This is a genomic window from Actinacidiphila glaucinigra (assembly GCF_035918135.1).
Classification (GTDB): domain Bacteria; phylum Actinomycetota; class Actinomycetes; order Streptomycetales; family Streptomycetaceae; genus Actinacidiphila; species Actinacidiphila glaucinigra.
Genome location: NZ_CP109144.1, coordinates 8,866,746 through 8,881,650 on the forward strand (window position 1 = coordinate 8,866,746; position 14,905 = coordinate 8,881,650).

Here is a 14,905-nt window from a genome sequence, read left to right on the forward strand (position 1 = left end):
CTCCGCGTTCGGCTGACGGACCGGGTCGTCGTGGGGGCTGTCGACCAGGCGGACGGCTCCGCGGGCAACGGTCGGCGGAATCGGGCGCGGCGTCATGCCTCGGCTGTTTCGCGGTCGGCGGCGCCGGGGCCGGCTACCCCGCCGACGTCCTAACGCGAGGGATCGTTGACCTTGATCGCGTCGCCCGTATTGCTGATGAAGACGACCAGCAATTGCGCGGGCTCCGTTCGGCTGACGTTCTCCGACAGAACATGGTGCGCGCCCGGCGGCTCGATCCAGTAATCGCCCTGGCGGTAGGTGTGAACGGGCTCGCCGGCGAGCTGGCTGCGCACGGCGCCCTTGAGTACGTAGGCGTAGACGAAGGCCTGCCCGTGGTGATGCGGGGGCGTACTCCCGTTGGGCGGATAGTCGACGACAGCCGAGGTGAACGTCTTGCCCTTGACGTTCGGAAGCGCCTGCTCGAACTGGATGGACAGCTTGTCGGGCGGCCTCGTTGACGGCTCCGAGGAGACCGCGGCGGCCGGCGCCTCGCCGTCGACGTCCTTTGCCGCGGGAGCGCACGCGGCGACCGCCGCCATGGTGAGACCCAGAGCGAGCAGGCCTCGACGGAACGCCATTCGGGTCATGGCGGCGATCTCCTGTCCTGTTCACTTTCTCCGATGTACGGTGCACGATCCGTTCCGGAACGTCACGGACGGATTCCGTTCCGCGAATTCATGCCGCGACCGGAACCCATCGAGGATCCTAAAACGGAATCGGCCCGACCGCCCGGGCTGCGGATGCCGGCCGGAAAGGCGAATGCGTCCCGTCGCGGCCGTCTCTGACCCGTTCCGATACGCGCGTCGTCTTCACCGAGAACCCGGTGCGGAGTACGCCATAGCGGTGCATCGCGAACCCGGGCCGCGCCCACGTTGCCGGCCGGGAGTGCGGGGCCGCCTACCGCCGAACCCCCGGGGTGTGGCCCGGGGGCTTGAGCGCGGCCTGTTCGCCGCCCTGCGTCAGACGGTGCTGACGACCTCGTCGTAGGCCAGCCGCGGGTTGCGGGCGAACCACGCGTCCGCACCCGGGTTGCCGATGTTGACGACGGCGAGGACGGAGTGGTCGCCCTCGGGGAAGAACTCCTTGTCGATCGCGTCGGCGTCGAAGCCGGTCATCGGGCCGGCGGCGAGGCCTGCGGCGCGGACGCCGATGATGAAATAGCCCACCTGCAGCGCGGCGTTGAGGGCGGCCGACCGCTCACGGACCGCGCGCTCGGTGAAGAAGACGTCCTTCGCCTGCGGGAAGTGCGGGAAGACGGTGGGCAGTTGCTCGTGGAACTCGTTGTCGGCGGCGAGCAGGGCGACCAGCGGCGCGGTCTCGGTCTTCTTCCTGTTGCCCTCGGTCATGTGCTGCACCAGGCGTGCGCGGGCGTCGTCGGAACGGACCAGGACCATCCGCAGCGGCTGCTGGTTCATGGAGGTCGGGCCGTACTTGACCAGGTCGTAGATCTCCTGGACCTGCTCGTCGGTGACCGGTGTGTCGGTGAAGGTGTTGGCGGTGCGCGCCTCACGGAAGAGCAGGTCCTGTGCGGCGGGGTCGAGCACGAGCGTCATGGCGGTTCCTCGGGTCGGTGCGGTCGGAACGGGTGACGGGAGTGAGGGGCGCCGGTCGGTCCCGGCCCACCGGAACTGGGCGGCCGCGCCGAGCAGGTACACGCCGGTGGCGGTGGCCCCCACCAGCCCCCACAGCAGGAGGCCGGAGAGGGCATGCGCCAGCAGCCCGCTCAGCACGGCGCCGAGGGCGACCGTGGGCAGGTGCAGTGCGGCCCACACGGGCCCGGCCGGTGGTGCCGTGCGGGCCAGCGGCCGCCCCGGCCCGCCGTGGGCGGCGGCCCCGACCGTCACGTAGGTGAGCGTGGCGCCGGTGAGCAGCGCCAGCGCCTCCGTGGCGGACGGTGTGTCCCGTGCGGACACGGTGACCGCGGTGGCCGTCCACAGGGCCAGGGTGTAGCCGTGAGGTGCCGCGCCGGCCGCCACGACGCCCTGGAGAGAGCCGCGGTATCCGCGTGCGGTCGTCATGGTCCCTCACTCCCGGAACTGAAAGGGGCGGCCACCGGGCCGGTGGCCTGCCCCGTCACCAGCATCGGGAGGGGTGGCATGGGCGGGCATCGCCCATTCAAGGGATCTCGGCGGCCCGCTTCCTCAAGGACGGTCGGTACCGGTGCGCGCCTGTTCCACCACCAACCGGGTCAGTTCGACACGGGTGTTGATGCCGAGCTTGGTGAAGACGTGCTTCAGATGGGTGTTGACCGTGTGGACGGACACGTAGAGACGGTCGGCGATGGCCCGGTTGGTGAGTCCTTCCGCGACGAGCGGGACCACCTTCAGCTCGGACTCGGTCAGGCTCTCCCAGCCGGAGGTGGCGGCCGCCCGGCGGGGCATGCCGGCGGCGCGCACGCCGAGGTCGCGCAGGAGGCGGCGGACGCGCTCGTGGTCGTGGACGGCGCCGCTCGCGGCGGTGAGGCGTGCCGCCTCCTCCAGCGCCGCGACCGCTTCGTCGGTACGGCCATGCGTCGTGGCCACAAGGGTGCCCAGGTCCTCGTGGGCCGCGGCCAGCGCCGGAAGGCGGCCGTCGAGACCGTGCCCGGCGACGGCCTCCCGCAGCGCCGCGGGGTCGTCGTGGAGGAGCCCGTCGATGTGGTCCCGTACGGCGAGGACGACGCCCTGGTCGCCGTTCTCCTCGGCGACGGTGCGTACGACCGCGGCCACCGCCCCGGCCGTCGCCCGGTCCCCGCCGCGCAGCGCCGCACGGGCCAGCGCGGGCCAGTGGCCCGGGGGCAGGGAGAGCAGCCAGGCCGTTCGGTCCCCGGCGCGGAAGGCGCCGAGCGCCTCGGCCGCAGCGGTGCCGCGGCCCTGGGCCTGCAGCACGCGGGCGTGGGCGAGCGCCGTCCACGGGCCGTAGGGGGTGCCGCCGGGGGTGGCCGCCGTCGCCGCTCGCAGATGGGCCCCGGCCTGGGCGACGTCGCCGCGGGCGGTGTCGACCAGGGCCAGGACCGCGCGGGCGAGGGGCACCGCGCGGGCGGTCTCCAGCTCGGCGGCGACGGTCAGGCAGGCTTCGGCCTCCACGGCCGCGTCGTCCAGGGCGCCGCCTTCCAGCAGGGCGATGGCCTGGCAGGCGTGCCAGTGGGGCAGCGACCAGCCGAGGCCGAGGGATTCGGCGGACCGCCGGCCCTCACGCAGGACGCGTGCGGTGTCCTCCAGCCGGTCGGTGGACACCAAGGCGATGGCGAGCCACAGCGCAGGGATGCGGGGCGGCCGCAGCCGCAGGCCGTCGGCGGTCGTGGCGGCACGCAGGGCGGCGTGCTCGGCGAGTTCGACGGCGCGGGACAGGTGGCCGCGGTAGAAGGCGGTCTGCGACTGGAAGACCATGGCGCTGACGACGACGGCCGGATCGGCGCTGCGGTACGCCGCCTCGACCAGCCCGGTGTCCGTCTCCTCGGCGGCCGCGATCTCGCGGCGGTGGATGTGCGCGGTCGCCTTGGCCTTGAGCAGCCGGACGCGCAGGTCCTCGGGCAGGTCGGGCAGCTCCAGCGCCCGCTCCAGATGCGTCATCGCCGCGGCGTCGTCGCCCGCCGCCTGGTGGATCTCCCCGCCGACCAGCCGCAGTGCCGCCTCCTGGGCGGGTGCCGGACCGTCGGAGATGGTGGCGTCGACCAGTTCGAGCGCCTCCGTGACCCGCCGGGTCCAGCCGAGGAGTTCGGCGGCGTTCGTCAGCAGCTCGACGCGCCGCGCGTCATGGGCGGGCAGCAGGTCCGCGGCCTGGCGCGCGAGGTCGGCGGCGGACCCGGGGACGGTCCGCGACAGCTCCCGGACCGCGGCGGTCAGGGTGTGCAGGGACGCGTCGTCGACGGTCCCGCCGGCGAGGACGAGGTGCCAGGCGATCTCCGCCCGGTCCCCGCCGCCGTCCCGCAGGGCGTCGGCCGCGTCCCGGTGCAGGGCCACTCGCACGGGCAGTGGGAGCTCGTCGTGCACGGCCTGCCGGATCAGGTCGTGCCGGAAGGCGAACCGGCGGCCCGCGCTGACCAGCAACTGCGCGCGCATCACACCGTCCACGGCGGACAGCAGCCCGCCGACCGGCTTGCCGAGCATCCGGGCGACGGTGCCGAGGTCGAACGCGCGGCCCAGTACCGAGCCGATCTGCAGCAGATGCCGCGCGTCCTCGGGGAGCCGGTCCAGCCGCTCCTGGACGCTGCGCCGGAATCCGGCGGGAATCTCCCGGGTCAGGGGGGTCGCGGTGCCGCCGTGGAACCCGACCGCGTCGGCGTCGCGCAGCGAGCGCAGGAGTTCGATCGCGAGGAAGGGGTTGCCCGCGCTGCCGTCCAGCAGCCGGGACAGCGCGGGGGTGGGCGCCGCCCCGAGGACGTCCGTCGCCAGCTGCCCCAGTGCCGCGGCCGGGAGCGGCCCGAGGACCAGTCCGCGAGCCCCCCGATCGCGCAGCGCCCGGCTCATCCGGGTGACGTCGGCCCGTTCGGCGTCGGAGCGTACGGCGATCACCCACAGGACCCGGGACGCCGCCAGCCGTCCGGGCAGTGTCCGCAGGGCGAACAAGGTGGCGGGGTCCGCCCATTGGGCGTCGTCGACGAGCACCGCCACCGGGACGCGCTGCGAGCGCTCCTCCAGGGCGTCGGTGATGCCGTCCAGCAGCCACAGACGCCGGTCGCCGGTGGCGTCGGGCGCCCCGCCGGCAGCGGCGGAGGATCCGTGCACCGCGGAGTACAGCGCGGCCAGCGGGGCGTACTGGTCGAGTTCGTCGGCCCGCACCCACAGGACGTCGAACCCGGCGGCGCCCGCCAGCTCGTCCAGGCGGGTCAGCAGTCCGCTCTTGCCGGTGCCGGACGCGCCCTCCAGGAGGACGCACGTGCCCTCCCCGCGCAGGACCGAGTCCAGGGCCGCGCGCAGGGCGCCGATCTCGTCGTCGCGGCCCCTCAGGTGGGGTGAGTACGTCGTCCGGGAGACCGCATCGTGCATGCCGCAATCGTGCCGCAGGTGACCGGCCTCCTCAATGGCAGAGGGCCTGTGACCGGCGGTTTCACCCGGGGTGAAGTGCCGTGGCGGGGCTCGCTCTCACCCCGTCGGGGCGCAGGATCCGTCCCGTCCAGATCGCGTGTCCCGGAAAGGAGCACGACGTGCGTACAGGCAAGGAATACCTGGCGGCGCTCGACGACGGCCGGAAGCTGTGGGTGGGTGACGAACTCGTCGACAACGTCGCCACGCACCCGAAGACCAGGGCGTACGCCCGGCGGATCGCCGAGTTCTACGACCTCCACCACCGCCCGGACCTCCAGGACGTCATGACGTTCGTGGACGAGGACGGCGTCCGCCGGTCCATGACGTGGTTCCAGCACCGCGGCAAGGACGACCTGAAGCGCAAGCGGCGCTACATCGAGACCGTGCTGCGCGAGCTGGGCGGCGGCGCGACCCCGCGCACCCCCGACGTCAACAACTACGTCCTGCTGACCTACGTCGACGACCCGGAGCCGTGGAGCAGCCAGGCCGTGGGCACCGGTGGCCGGGACCTCACCGAGGGGATCCGCGACTTCTGGCGGCTGGCGCGGGACGGCGACCTCAACACGACGCCGGCCTTCGTGGACCCGCAGACCGACCGTTCCCGGGAGTCCGCGCAGGCGGAGTCGCCCGCGCTCAAGGTGGTGGCCACCTCGGACGAGGGCATCACCGTGCGGGGAGTGAAGGCGATCGGCACGGGCGCGGCCTTCGGCGACTGGATCCACATCGGGGTGTTCTACCGCCCGGGCATCCAGCCGGAGCAGGTCATCTTCGGCGCCGTCCCGCCCAACGCGCCCGGCGTCACCATCATCTGCCGGGAGAGCAACGTCCGCGACGGCGAGGACGTCGAGCACCCGCTGGCCTCGCAGGGCGACGAGCTGGACAGCGTCATCCTCTTCGAGGACGTGCTGATCCCCTGGGACCGGGTGTTCCACATCGGCAACCCGCAGCACGCCGCGCTGTACCCGCAGCGCGTCTTCGACTGGCTGCACTACCAGGCGCTGGTGCGGCAGATGGTGCGTGCCGAGCTGATGCTGGGGCTCACCCTGCTGATCACCGAGCACATCGGCACGTACCAGCTGCCTCCGGTGCAGGCGCGCATCTCGCAGTTCGCCGGGTTCCACCAGACCCTGAAGGCCCATGTGATCGCCTGCGAGGAGGAGGGCTTCACCACCCCGGGCGGCCTGTACAAGCCGAACGTCCTGATGTTCGACTACGGCCGGGCGTACTACCTGGAGAACATCGCCCGCATGGTCAACGAGGTGATCGACCTGGCCGGCCGGGCGTCGCTGATCTTCCCGACCGAGGGACAGTGGCAGCGCCCGGAGCTGCGGCCCTGGCTGGAGGCACTGCAGACCGGCCCGGTCGGCAGGCCGCACGACCGGCTCAAGATCAGCCGGGTCATCCGCGACCTGTTCCTGTCGGACTGGGGCGACCGCATCAGCACCTTCGAGAACTTCAACGGCACGCCGCTGCTGGCGATCCGCACGCTCACCATGAAGCGCGCCGAACTGTCCCCGAGCGGGCCGATCGCCGACCTCGCCCGGAAGGTGTGCGGCATCGAGAGCGCCGCCGGCGAGCAGGACACCGCCTACACGGCCCAGGCGGACTACGCCCGCCGCCAGGACGCCTCGTAGGCGGTGCCGGGCCCGGGATGGAGCATGCCGCACTCCCGGGCCCGGGCCACCGCGCCGCTGCGGCTGTGCGTGCCGAGCTTCCGGAAGACCGCACTGACCTGTGTCTTCACCGTGTTGCGGGACACGTGCAGCTCGGCGGCGATCTCCCGCAGCGTCAGCGGGCCGCACAACGCGCGCAGGATCCGGCGTTCCCCGGGGGACAGGTCCCGCGCCCGCGGAGGCAGCGGCAGGGGGGCGGCCGGGGCGGGCCGGGCCGTGCTCAGGCGCTGGAGCAGACCGCCGAGCACCTGCGGAACGGCACCCCCTTCCTCCTGCGCGGGCAGGGGCACGGTGCCGCGAAGGCCGCGCGGCAGCCCCGACGCGATGACGCCGGCCAGTGCCCGCAGAGGCGGCTCGCCGCCGTGGACGGTTGCCGTGAGCGCCCTCGTGGCGCCGGCCAGGGCCTCGGCGGCCTCGGTGCGGGCGAGGTCGTCCAGCAGCAGCCCCGCCCGGCACAGTTGGGCGGGCGCGGCGGTGAAGTGGCCGGTCAGTCCCTCGGCGCGGGCGGCGTCCAGCGCCTGTTCCACGAGGGTGCGCGCCCGTGCCGGGCGCCCGGCCAGGTAGGCGCACAGGGCCCGCGAGCCCAGGGCGCGGACCAGTACCAGCGTGTGCCGGGCGCCGTGCGCGTCGCGGACCGCCTCGGCGAGACGGACGTCCGCCTCCTCCGTACGCCCCTGCCACAGCAGTGCGGTGCCCTGGGCGACGCAGGCCAGCGCCCGCCAGCCGGTCAGCGAAGAGGCACCGTGCACGTCTCCTTCGCCGAGCGGGACCGGGCCTTCCCCCCGCAGACAGCGGACGAGGGCACGGGCCACTGCCGCCGCCTGCGCCACGGTCCCCCCTTCCCCCACGGCGCCCTGCCAGGACGGCTGGGCCTTCGCCACGTCGAGCCAGCGCTCCGCCGCCTCGGGGTCCCCCTCGCACAGCGCGGTCATCGCCGCCACGACGCACAGCCGGGCGTCGGAGCGGACCGCGCGAGGGGGCAGCATGCCGAGCCACCGCGCGACGTCCGCGGTCCGGCCTCCGGCCAGCGCCTCCTCCCAGGCGTCGAGGACGGCCACGACCGCGCCGGGGGAGTCGCCGGCCTGGACGAAGTGCCCTACGGCGGACGTCGTGCGCTGCCGCTCGCGGTACCAGCACGCGGCCGCGTGGTGCAGTGCCGCGACCCCGCCCGGCTGTTCGGCGGCCAGAAGCCCGGCGAGCACGGAGCGCAGCGCCCGGTGGTGCCGGTAGGTCCCAGAGGCGGCGGCGGAGGGCAGGAGCAGCTGGACGGTCCGTGCGAGTTCCCGCAGCAGCACTCCGGCGTGGTCGCTGCCCGTGACGGCATGGCAGGACCCGGGGCTGAGTTCGTCCAGGACACTGGTCCGCAGCAGGAAGGCGCGCTGCTCGGTGGTCAGCCGGTCCAGGACCTCGGTACCGAGGTAGTCGGCGACGGCGCGGGCCCCGTCGCCGCTGCGGGCGCCGGCCCCGGACGTGGTGTGCGCGCGTCCCAGGACGCACAGGCCCGCCGCCCATCCCTCGGTCAGGTGGTACAGCTCGCGCAGCGTCCGCTCGTCCGGCGGGCCGCCGGGCCGGCTCGCCAGCAGGTCGGTGGCCTCCGCGGGGGTGAAGCGCAGCTCGTCCGCCCCGAGGTCGGCGGCGAGGCCCCGGGCACGCAGCGCCGGGACCGGCGCCCCCGGGAGGTGACGGGTGGCCAGCAGGGCCCGTACGCCGTCGGGCAGCGCGGTCAGGAAGTCCCCCAGGCAGCGCAGGGCCGCCCGGTCGGTGAGCCGGTCCACCCCGTCCAGCACCAGGGTGAGCGGCGAGCCCTCGCCCAGCGCGCCCAGGAGGCGGGGCAGCAGGTCCTCGACCCAGACCTCCAGCGTCCAGGCCCCGGCCGGCGGGGGAGCGGGCAGCCCGGGCCGCAGCGGCCGCAGCGCCGCGAGGATCCCGGCCCACAGCCGTGCCGGGGTGTTGTCGTACGCGTCCAGTTCGAGCCACGCCACCCGGCCGTCCCGAGCCTGAAGGGCGCGGGCCCAGTCGGCCAGCAGCACGCTCTTCCCGGCGCCCGGGGGCGCCGAGACGACGACCACGGGTTCGGCCGCCGCGTCGAGTCGGCGCAGCAGCCGCGGCCGCGGCACGAACTGCCGTGGCCGCGCGGGCGGGTGGAGCTTGTACGCGGCAATGGTGTGCACGGAGCCTCCCATCGGGCCGGCCGGTCGGGGCCCCCGGTGCCCGGCGGGCACGACACGGCACCGGGCACCGGGGGGACTTGTGGGGGTCGCGGTCGTCAGAGACCGCTCTGCGGGCTCAGGACACCGAATCCGCCCGCGAAATAGAGCAGCGGACGGGCCTGGGCCCGGTGCTCGAAGTGCCGGACGTCGCCGACGAAGATGGTGTGGTCGCCGCCCGGCAGGGCCTGGGAGACGTCGCAGACCACCGTGGCGATCGCGTCCCTGAGCACGGGCACCCCGTGGTCCTCGTCCACGGCCACGCCGGCGAAGCGGTCCGGCACCGGAGCGGAGAAGGTGCGGGCCAGGTGCTCGCAGTCCTCGCCGAGGACATTGACGGCGAAGCGCCCGTGCTCGGCGATCGCGGTCCGGGTGAACAAGTGGTTGCCGATGCACACGATCAGCTGCAATGGGTCCAGCGACAGCGCGGAGACCGCACTGGCCGTCATGCCCACGGGGGTGCTTGCGGTCCTGGTGGTGATGACGCTGACCCCGGTGGCCAGGCGTCCCATCGTGGCGCGGAAGGCGACGGACATGTCGAGGGTTTCAGTCATGGGAGACCTCCGGGAAGGAGTGAGCCGAGCCCTGGTGGACGTGGTGAACTGTGCGCCGCCACCTGTTAATGCCGGGGAAACCGCACTGTGGCGGAGGGTTCATGTCTCATCGGCGCAGCCGCTCGACCAGACGTCGCATCTCCTCCGACGGGCGCACGCCGAGGTCGGCCATGGCCCGCAGGTAACCCCGGTACAGCTCGATGAGTTCGCCGTCGTCCCCGGCCGCCTCGGCACCCGCCAGCGCCAGTCGCCAGGCCTGCTCGCGGTACGGATCGCGTTCCAGCGCCGCTCCCGCCAGCTCCCGGGTCTCGCGGATCCGGCCCAGGCGCAGGGCGACGGCGCCGGCGTCGACCTGCGCCTGGGTGAGTGCCGCCGCCAGTTCCTCGCGCCGGGCGTCCAGCCACGGGGTGGAGACGCCCTCGAAGTAGGGGCCCCTCCCCGCCGTCCGCAGCGCCTCCAGCAGGGTGTGGAAGCGGTGTTCGCCGTCCTGCCTGCCGGCCTCGGCCAGCAGGCGCTCGAAGGAACCCGAGGACCCGGCCACGGACGCATGGGGCGTCAGCCGGTGGACGTCGCCCTCCTGCAGGAGCGCCACCCCTTCGGGCAGCACCTCCCGCAGCCGGTACACCGCCTGCCGCAGGTAACTGCGCCCGGCGGCGTCGCTCCGGCCGGGGAACAAGGACTCCAGCAGCAGCGCGCGTCGTGCCGTCGCGGCCGGCCTGTTCAGCAGGAACGCCAGCAGTTCGGTGCTCTTGGCCAGACGTGGACGGACCTCCCGCCCGTCCGCGGACAGCCGGACCACCCCGAACTCCTCGAGGACCAGCCGCGGAGAGGCGGGGGCGCTCAGTGCCGCCCGCCCCGACGACAGCGCCGCCACGAGTTCGTGCCACGGCGAGGAGTGCGAGGGCTCGGCGTCGGCCCTGCGCACGGCGACCGCCGGCACGTCGTCCAGCGCCTGCAGCAGCAGATGGCGGCCGCCCTGGGCCGATGCGACACCCAGGGCGAGGTCGGCCGCGGCGTCCGCGGCCTCCGCGTCACCGGCGCGCCACATCGCCTCGCTCAGGTAGACGGCCGCGGTGGGCAGTTCCAGCAGGCGGTCGCCCGTGGTCATGGCGGCGACGGCGACGGCCAGTCGGTGGGCCGCTTCCCCGTGCCGGCCCGCCAGGAGGAGTTGCAGTCCGTGCCAGGTGCCGGCCAGTTCCCCGGTGAAGGCGTAGCGGGCACTGCCGTGGCGGGCCGCCTCGGTCAGCGCACGGGTGGCCCGTGCGACGTCGCGGTCGAGCCGCAGGGCGAGTTTGGCCTCCAGCAGCAGGCTGAGGATCTCGTACACACGCGAGCCGGTCGCCGCGACGGCCTGTCGTCCGGCCGTCAGCGCGGCCCAGGCCTCCTCGCGCCGTCCGAGGTCCGCCATCAGCTCCACGTCGTCGATGGCCGTCAGCCACACCGGGCGGGGTCCGTCACCGAGGGACGCGTACATTTCGCCGGCCCGGGAGATGCGTCCCGTCGCACGGAGCGCCGCCACGGTCCACGGGGCACCGGTGGCCCGGCGCCAATCGCCCGGCGGAGCAGCGGGATCGCCCTGCAACTCGGCGAGTCGGCCGCCCATGTAGGCGATCCGCATCAGCATGACCTCGACCGGGCCCGCCGCGTCGGCCCGCAGGTCCGGAAGCGGTGTGAGGGGGGTGCCGTCCGCCAGGGACATGAGGGCCGCGGCGATGTCGCGGTGGCGACCGGGCGGCATGACGCGCAGCATCTGCCGGGCCTCGTCGGTCCTGCCCGCGTGCCAGAAGCACCACACCAGCAGCGCCAGGTCCTCGCTGCCGCCGGGCTGCCCGGGCAGCCCGCCCCACCAGGACGGTCCGTGCTGGTCGGCCAGCCGCAGCCCGCGCCAGCACTGCTCGCGTCCGAACGCGATACGCAGCGCGGCGGATACCAGCCCCGGGGCCGGCGGGCCGGGCACGGGCCGCATCCGGTCGAGCCAGCTCTCCGCCGTGGCCAGGTCCAGCCGGTCCAGGACGCCGGGCAGGACCTGTTCGGCGGCGCGCCGCGCCGCCGCCGGCTCTCCCGCCATCAGCAGTTCCGTCACGGCCTCCTCGTGGCGGCCTGCCGCTTCCAGCAACCGGGCGTGGCGGCGTCTGAGTTCGCGCCGGGCGTTCTCGCCCATGGCGTCGGCGCGCTTGCGCAGGTACCCGCGGAACCGTGGCAGCGGCCGCATGCGCGTGCCGTCGCGGGACCAGGCCAGCGGCAGCCGGCGGTGGCGCAGGGCGGCCATGGTCCGGTCCGGGCAGGACAGCCCGAGGGCGTTGGCGGATTCGGCGGTCACCTCGTCCAGCACGCTGGTGGCGACCAGCAGCGCCGCCTCCGCCTCGGTGAGCTGCCGCAGCAGGCCGGCGCAGAGGAGGTCGAGCCTGCCGGCCGCGGCCGCGGGATCGGTGGCCCACCAGTCGTGCAGGACACCGGTGACCCAGCCCTTCATGGCCCGCACCCGGAACTGCGCCTGCTCCTCCAGTCCGGCGGGGCGAAGGGCCCGGGCGGCCTCGGAGACGTCGAAGGCGAGGTCGGTGTCGTCGAGGAAGGCCACGCGATGGACGTCACCGAGACCGGCGATGCCCTCCGGTGGCTCCGCCCGGGTGACGAGCACCAGCCGCAGCCCCCTGGGCGGTTGCAGGACGAGTGCGCCGAGCGCTTCCTCGGCCGTCGCACGGCCCGCGATGTGCTCCAGCCCGTCGACCACGAGCACGGGCGGCCCCGCTCCGGTGGCGGGCACCGCCCGCGCAAGACGAACTCGGAGTGCTTCGGCGGCGATGTCGCCGGTGGCGAGGCCGCCCAGCGGGATCCAGGCGGCCGGGCCGGGCAGGGCCCGTGCCGCCTGGAGCACCGCGGTCGTCTTTCCCGCCCCGGCGGAGGCCGCGACGACCAGCACCGGACGCCCGGCCAGCGCCTGAAGGATGCGGCGGGTCACCCGCGGCCGCGGGACGACACCGGCGGGAACGTCCGGCAGTCCCGGGAGCGGCCCGTCAGGAAGGCCGCGGGTCATGAGCCGACCGTCCCGGCTCGAGCACGAAGGTGTGACGCAGCAGGGTGTAGGGCTCGTCGGTCCGCGTGCCGTACGGGCCGCTGCGGGCCGGGTGGCTCGCGTAGTCCGTCACCAGCGACTGCTTGACGCCGAAGACGGGGTCCTGGTCCAGGTACAGGTCGTCGGAGGGGAAGAGCATCGTGGTCACACGCTGGAAGCCCTCGGCGGCGATCATGACGTGCAGGTGCGCGGGCCGCATGACGGACCGGCCGGTGGCCCGCATCATCTCGCCCACGGGCCCGTCGTCCGGGATGGGATAGCTCGACGGGCGGATCGAGCGGAAGCGGAAACGGCCCTCGCCGTCGGTGCGCAGCAGGGCTCGCATGGCGGGGTCCGACAGGCCGGGGACGTCCACGTCGTAGTGGCCGTCCGCGTCGCTGTGCCAGACGTCGATCCCGGCGTTCGCGACCGGTGCGCCGTGCTCGTCGGTGACCAGCCCCTCGAAGAAGAAGGGTGTGCCCGGCAGTCCCTCGGAGATGTCGGCGCCGTCGGCCGCCTGCGGACGGTCGTCGCGGAAGAAGGGGCCGAGGACGCTGTTCTGGGTCGATTCCGCCGCGCGCCGGTTGCCGAGCGCGTCCACCAGCATCGTGATCCCCAGCACGTCGGAGAGCAGGATGAACTCCTGCCGCGTGGGGGTGCACTTCTGCCCCGTGCGAGTGAGGAAGTCCATGCCGCGCGCCCACTCCTGCTCGGTGAGGCCGGTCTCACGGACGAAGTCGTGCGCGTGGCGGACCAGCGCCTCGAGGATCCCGGCGAGGCGGGCGTCCTTCGCTTCGCGGACCGTGGAGACGACGGCCTCGGTGATGGTGGTGTCGGTGAGGTCACGCATGACGGGCTCCCGTCGGGTCGTAGGAACGGTCGGAGGCGGCCCGGGACGGCGGTTCGCCGGCCCAGGCCCGTCGGAGGAGGTCGCGCACGGCGTCCCGGTGCACGGGCCGCGGGTTCCAGTAGCCGTCCCGGACGACCAGGTCGGCCGCCTCGGCGATGCCCGACTCGGGCATGCCCAGGTCGCGCAGCGCCCGGGGGGCGCCGATGCCGCCCGCGAAGTCGAAGAACGCGCCCGCGGGATCGGGGCCGGGCAGCGCCCGGCCGATCCGGGCCATGGCCGCCTCGGCCGCCGGGGCGTTGTACGCGATGACGTGGGGCAGCACGACGGCGTGCGTCTGGGCGTGCGGCAGGTCGAAGGAGCCGCCGAGGACATGGCACACCTTGTGGTGCAGGGCCATGCCGACCGTGCCCAGGCAGGTCCCGGCCAGCCAGGCACCGTACAGCGCGGTCGCCCGCGCCTCGGTGTCAGCGGGATCGCGCAGGATCGCCGGGAGCGCCACCGCGAGGGCGTCGAGAGCCTCACCGGCCGTCAGGAAGGCGAGCGGGTCGCCGTCCTGGGCGTACAGCGATTCCACGGCGTGGGCCATGGCGTTCAGCCCGCTGACCGCGGCGACGTGGGGCGGCAGGGTGAGGGTGAGATCGACGTCGTACACGACGGTGTCGAGCAGGACCTCGGGCAGTCGCCGGGTGGTCTTCACACCACCCTGGGTCTCGCCCAGGATCGGCGTCATCTCGGATCCGGCATACGTGGTCGGAAGGGCGAGGTGCGGAAGGCCGGTGCGCAGCGCGACGGCCTTGCCGAGGCCGATCGTCGAGCCGCCGCCCACGGACACCAGGCAGTCCGCGTCGGCTGCCCGCGCCGCGTCGACCGCCTTCCCGGTGACCGCCACGGGGGTGTGGGCCGCCGCCTGGTCGAAGACACCGGCGGTGAGCGCCCCGAGGATCCCACGCACTTCCCGGGCCTGGGCGGTCTGCCCGGGGGTGCACAGCACCAGGGCCCGGCCGCGCCCCAGCGCCTCGACCTCGCCGCCGAGCCCCGCGCGCGTTCCGCTGCCGAAGACCACTTTCGTGATCTGTCCTCTGTGCACGAACGACTTCATGGCTGCCCCTCGCATATTTCTTCACCGGAAATGGAGTCTTGTCGTCCGTGCGGTGACGCGTCAACGAATGGTCCGCGCGATTGTGTGCGGGCGGGACCGATTACCGCATTCGCGTGACGAGCGAACGGCCGCCCATGGGCGGCGGCGTCAGCGGATATCACCCATACAGGTGATGCGCGCAGCGCGGCGGCGCGCGCATGAGCCCCGCAGAGTACGGGCTGCGTCCGTCAGGAACCGCAATTCGCGGAATTCTTCAATAATGCGGTTCTTCGCCGGCGGGCCCGGTAGACGCCATTCCGGTGGTCGAGGCGACGGCGCACGGGGGGACCTTCGCCGCGAATTCCTGCGGACACGGTGAAGGCGGCCTGAGTTCCCGTGGCCCGCAGCCGGCGGAGCGGCCGAATCGGCCGCGGTATTCGCGCCCG

9 protein-coding genes are annotated in these 14,905 nt (G+C 74.0%); 1 reads left to right on the plus strand and 8 read right to left on the minus strand.

The window, feature by feature from the left end; all coding sequences use genetic code 11:
• Positions 1-149: 149 nt before the first annotated feature.
• From OIE69_RS40275 to OIE69_RS40285, 3 genes are all read right to left on the minus strand, one after another.
• Positions 150-626, minus strand: a complete 477-nt coding sequence (locus OIE69_RS40275) for a cupin domain-containing protein (RefSeq protein WP_326580290.1) — start codon at positions 624-626, stop codon at positions 150-152.
• A 372-nt stretch (positions 627-998) separates the two neighbouring features.
• Positions 999-1,592 (minus strand): malonic semialdehyde reductase, encoded by a 594-nt coding sequence (locus OIE69_RS40280; protein ID WP_326581550.1) that lies wholly within the window; start codon positions 1,590-1,592, stop codon positions 999-1,001.
• A 588-nt stretch (positions 1,593-2,180) separates the two neighbouring features.
• Positions 2,181-5,006 carry a helix-turn-helix transcriptional regulator gene (locus OIE69_RS40285; RefSeq protein ID WP_326580292.1) on the minus strand — a complete coding sequence of 942 codons (2,826 nt, stop codon included), beginning with the start codon at positions 5,004-5,006 and terminating at the stop codon, positions 2,181-2,183.
• Positions 5,007-5,164: 158 nt separating this feature from the next.
• On the opposite strand from OIE69_RS40285, the gene OIE69_RS40290 reads away from it, so the two are divergent.
• Entirely contained in the window at positions 5,165-6,679 is a 1,515-nt protein-coding gene (locus tag OIE69_RS40290; protein WP_326580294.1) for a 4-hydroxyphenylacetate 3-hydroxylase family protein, read from the plus strand.
• Here OIE69_RS40290 and OIE69_RS40295 read toward each other — a convergent pair.
• From OIE69_RS40295 to OIE69_RS40315, 5 genes are all read right to left on the minus strand, one after another.
• Positions 6,652-8,889, minus strand: a complete 2,238-nt coding sequence (locus tag OIE69_RS40295) for a LuxR C-terminal-related transcriptional regulator (RefSeq protein WP_326580296.1) — start codon at positions 8,887-8,889, stop codon at positions 6,652-6,654. The two genes, OIE69_RS40290 and OIE69_RS40295, sit on opposite strands and share 28 nt — an antisense overlap.
• A 95-nt stretch (positions 8,890-8,984) precedes the next feature.
• A complete protein-coding gene (locus tag OIE69_RS40300; protein ID WP_326580298.1) occupies positions 8,985-9,479 on the minus strand; it encodes a flavin reductase family protein in 495 nt (164 codons plus the stop codon).
• 106 nt (positions 9,480-9,585) lie between these two features.
• Positions 9,586-12,513, minus strand: coding sequence for a BTAD domain-containing putative transcriptional regulator (locus OIE69_RS40305; RefSeq protein ID WP_326580300.1), 2,928 nt, complete (start codon positions 12,511-12,513; stop codon positions 9,586-9,588).
• Complete coding sequence (locus OIE69_RS40310; protein WP_326580302.1) at positions 12,494-13,381, minus strand: dioxygenase family protein; 888 nt, start codon at positions 13,379-13,381, stop codon at positions 12,494-12,496. The genes OIE69_RS40305 and OIE69_RS40310 overlap by 20 nt, the downstream gene beginning before the upstream one ends.
• Positions 13,374-14,480: a maleylacetate reductase gene (locus OIE69_RS40315; protein ID WP_326580304.1), complete on the minus strand. Its 1,107-nt coding sequence runs from the start codon at positions 14,478-14,480 to the stop codon at positions 13,374-13,376. Before OIE69_RS40315 ends, OIE69_RS40310 begins: the two co-directional genes overlap by 8 nt.
• Between the last annotated feature and the right edge of the window lie 425 nt (positions 14,481-14,905).